This is a genomic window from Candidatus Frankia alpina, assembly GCF_902806485.1.
Taxonomy (GTDB): domain Bacteria; phylum Actinomycetota; class Actinomycetes; order Frankiales; family Frankiaceae; genus Frankia; species Frankia alpina.
In genome coordinates, this window is the sequence record NZ_CADCWT010000382.1 from 1 (window position 1) to 3,067 (window position 3,067).

4 protein-coding genes are annotated in these 3,067 nt (G+C 69.7%); all 4 read right to left on the reverse strand.

Features of this window, described 5'->3' with window-relative positions:
* Window positions 1–67 precede the first annotated feature (67 nt).
* Window positions 68–1,015 (reverse strand): PLP-dependent cysteine synthase family protein, encoded by a 948-nt coding sequence (locus tag G6R25_RS22935; RefSeq protein WP_163554530.1) that lies wholly within the window; start codon window positions 1,013–1,015, stop codon window positions 68–70.
* Window positions 1,016–1,036: 21 nt separating this feature from the next.
* Window positions 1,037–1,357 carry a MoaD/ThiS family protein gene (locus tag G6R25_RS22940; protein WP_136448070.1) on the reverse strand — a complete coding sequence of 107 codons (321 nt, stop codon included), beginning with the start codon at window positions 1,355–1,357 and terminating at the stop codon, window positions 1,037–1,039.
* Window positions 1,358–1,461: 104 nt separating this feature from the next.
* Window positions 1,462–1,866: a M67 family metallopeptidase gene (locus tag G6R25_RS22945; protein WP_163554531.1), complete on the reverse strand. Its 405-nt coding sequence runs from the start codon at window positions 1,864–1,866 to the stop codon at window positions 1,462–1,464.
* A gap of 85 nt (window positions 1,867–1,951) precedes the next feature.
* The gene (locus tag G6R25_RS22950) at window positions 1,952–2,491 is read right to left on the reverse strand and encodes a DUF2017 domain-containing protein (RefSeq protein ID WP_163554532.1); all 540 of its coding nucleotides are present in this window, start codon (window positions 2,489–2,491) and stop codon (window positions 1,952–1,954) included.
* Between the last annotated feature and the right edge of the window lie 576 nt (window positions 2,492–3,067).

The following is a 3,067-nucleotide window of genomic DNA, read 5'->3' on the forward strand; positions in this document are numbered from 1 at the left end:
CGAATATTAGAAGCGACGGCCTACTGGGCGAGAGGTCCCCGCAAATCGCCGAAGGCGATCTGCGGGGTCACGCCCACAGTTGGCCTTCGAGTGCCGCCTCCGCCTCCTCGAGGGTGCCGGCGTAGACACCGGTGGACAGGTACTTCCAGCCGCCGTCACAGACGATGAGGGCGATGTCGGCCAGCCGGTCCTCCCGGACCGCCCGTTCGGCCTGCGCCAACGCCGCGTGCAGGATGGCTCCGGTGGAGATCCCGGCGAAGATGCCCTCCTCCTGGACCAGCTCCCGGGTGCGGCGCAGGGCCTCGCGCGGACCGACGGAGTAACGCGAGGTGAGCACCGATGGGTCATACAGCTCGGGCACGAAGCCTTCGTCGATGTTGCGCAGGCCGTACACGAGCTCCCCGTAGCGGGGCTCGGCAGCGACGATCGTGATGCCGGGCACCCGTTCCTTGAGGTAGCGGCCGGTGCCCATGAGGGTGCCGGTCGTCCCGAGGCCGGCGACGAAGTGGGTGATGGCGGGCAGGTCCTCGAGGATCTCCGGGCCGGTCGTCTCATAGTGCGCCTGAGCGTTCGCCGGGTTGCCGTACTGGTAGAGCATGACCCAGTCGGGGTTCTCCGCGGCGAGCCGCTTCGCGACGGCGACCGCCTCGTTGGAGCCGCCGGCGGCGGGCGAGTACCGGATCTCCGCGCCCCACATCTGCAGCAGCTGGCGACGCTCCACCGAGGTGTTCTCCGGCATGACGCAGACGAGCTGGTAACCCCGCTGCCGGCAGACCATCGCCAGCGAGATGCCGGTGTTGCCGGACGTCGGTTCCAGAACGGTCGCGCCGGGGGTGAGCAGGCCACGCTTCTCGCCGTCGGCGATCATCCACAGCGCCGCCCGGTCCTTGATCGAACCGGTTGGGTTGTCCTGCTCCAGCTTCGCCCACAGTCGGACCTGCGGTGACGGGGACAGTCGCGGGAGCCCGACCAGCGGGGTCCGGCCGACCGAGTCGGCCAGGGAGTCGAAACGCATGAGTCGGACCTGCCGATCGGCTTAGTGCTGACCGGCGGGGACGCCGGGTGAGCAGTCGGTGGAACCACCGGCGACCGCGGGCAGGATGGTGACCTCGTCGCCGTCGCGGAGCTTGGCGTCGAGCCCACCGAGGAACCGCACGTCCTCGTCGTTGACGTAGATGTTGACGAACCGGTGCAGCTCAGCCCCGTCCTCACCGGTCACCAACCGGCCACGCAGCCCGGAGTACCGGGAGTCGAGGTCGAGGAAGAGCGCGGCGACGGTGTCGCCCGTGCCCTCGACCAGCTTCGAACCTCCCGTGTAGGTGCGCAGGATCGTCGGCACACGGACCTGGACTGCCATGGTGCTCCTTTCGCGGGGGCCAGCGGTCGGGCTCGACCGAGGCGCCGCCCGGACGGGCGGAGGTGTTACGCGGGCGGGGACGTTACGACAGGCGCCTGAGGTCCTTAGACCATTTCCACCGGCTCCTCGGTGACCACGCCGTCCACGATCCGGAAGGACCGGAACTCGGTCTGGTCAGACTCCCGGGTGGAGGCCAGCACGTAGTGTGCGCCGGGCTCACCGGCGAGAGAGATGTCCGTGCGGGACGGGAAGGCCTCGGTCGCGGTGTGCGAGTGGTAGATCACGACGGGTTCCTCGTCGCGATCGTCCATCTCCCGCCAGATCCGCAGCTGTTCCATCGGATCGAAGCGGTAGAAGGTCGGCGAGCGCTCGGCGTTCTCCATGGGGATGAACCGCTCCGGCCGATCCGAACCCGCCGGGCCGGCGACGACCCCGCACGCCTCGTCGGGATGATCACGGCGGGCATGGTCGACGATCGCCTCGTAACAGGCACGGTCGATACTCAGCACTGGCCCACCGTACGACGCGGAAGGGGCGGTCTGGGCGGTCCTGGCGACGAGACCGTCCCGGTCGGCCGGAATCGCGACCGGCGGCCTAGTCCAGCGTCCGGGTCAGCTCGTCGAGCAGCCCGGTCAGAAAGACGTACGTCGCTACCAGCGGGTAGCGAGGATCCTCGGGATCCATGAGCTCCAACTCGTCGGTGGAGTCGTCGTCGGTCAGGGCGAGGCGGGTACCCAGGAACAGCCGCAGGTCGTTCAGGGTGGTCAGCCAGTCCTGGGCGGCGTCCTCGCTGAGGACGAGCGCGACCCCAGGAGCAGGCATGGCGGCCAGGACCCGGCGGGCCGCGTCCCGTTTGCGGGCGAGCAGATCGTCGGTGCGGCGGCGGCGGAAATCCCCGGAGGCCATCGGGTCCTCCGGGTACGGGTCGGGAAGCAACCGGGCGATCGCCGGGTCCTCCGGCGGCGGCGGGGCGGTGTCACGCAGTCCGACCAATGCCTCCAGCGGATCCTCGACGGGCGGTGGTTCGAGTAGCGCCTCGATCTGACCGACGAGCTGGGACAGCAACGCCGACTCCCACCGCGGCAGCCGCAGTTCGATCCCGGCCCGGGTGCGACGGAAACCGTCAGCAGCCACGACGTCGTGCCCTCCATCACCCCTCGTCCGCGGCACCCGCCCGCGGATCACTAGCCGGTCACCGCCGATGCGGCCGCGGCGGCTCAACCATTCGCGCGCTGGGTTCCGCGGCGCCACCGCCCGGAAAGGAGCGGCGGGCGCACGGCGAGACCACAGCGGGCGGCCGGCAGATGACCACGGCCAGCCTAGTCCAGCCGGCGGGATGCCCCACGTGCCGCGCTCGGCGCGCCGATCCACCGGCCGGCCGACGAGAGCAAGCACGGCCACGGCGGCGGATGTGGGGCTTGGCGCGGCTGCAAACCGGGGCTCACCGGCCACTGCGCGCCCTGCGGCAGGATACCCCCCGCGGCCGTCCGGCGGGCGTCTTCGGTGGTGACCCCGCAAAAAAGGTAGCTCGGTCGATCCACCCGGAATCTGGATAATTTTGCGATACAGATGCTGTTGAACCCGGCACCGAGCGGAGTCATCCGGCGGCCACTCGACGCCCGTCGGCGAAGGCGAGACCACGATTACCCGGAATATTCCGGGCCGACTGGTCGAATTTTCGCGGACAGTGAGCCTTTCCTGGTAACGTTT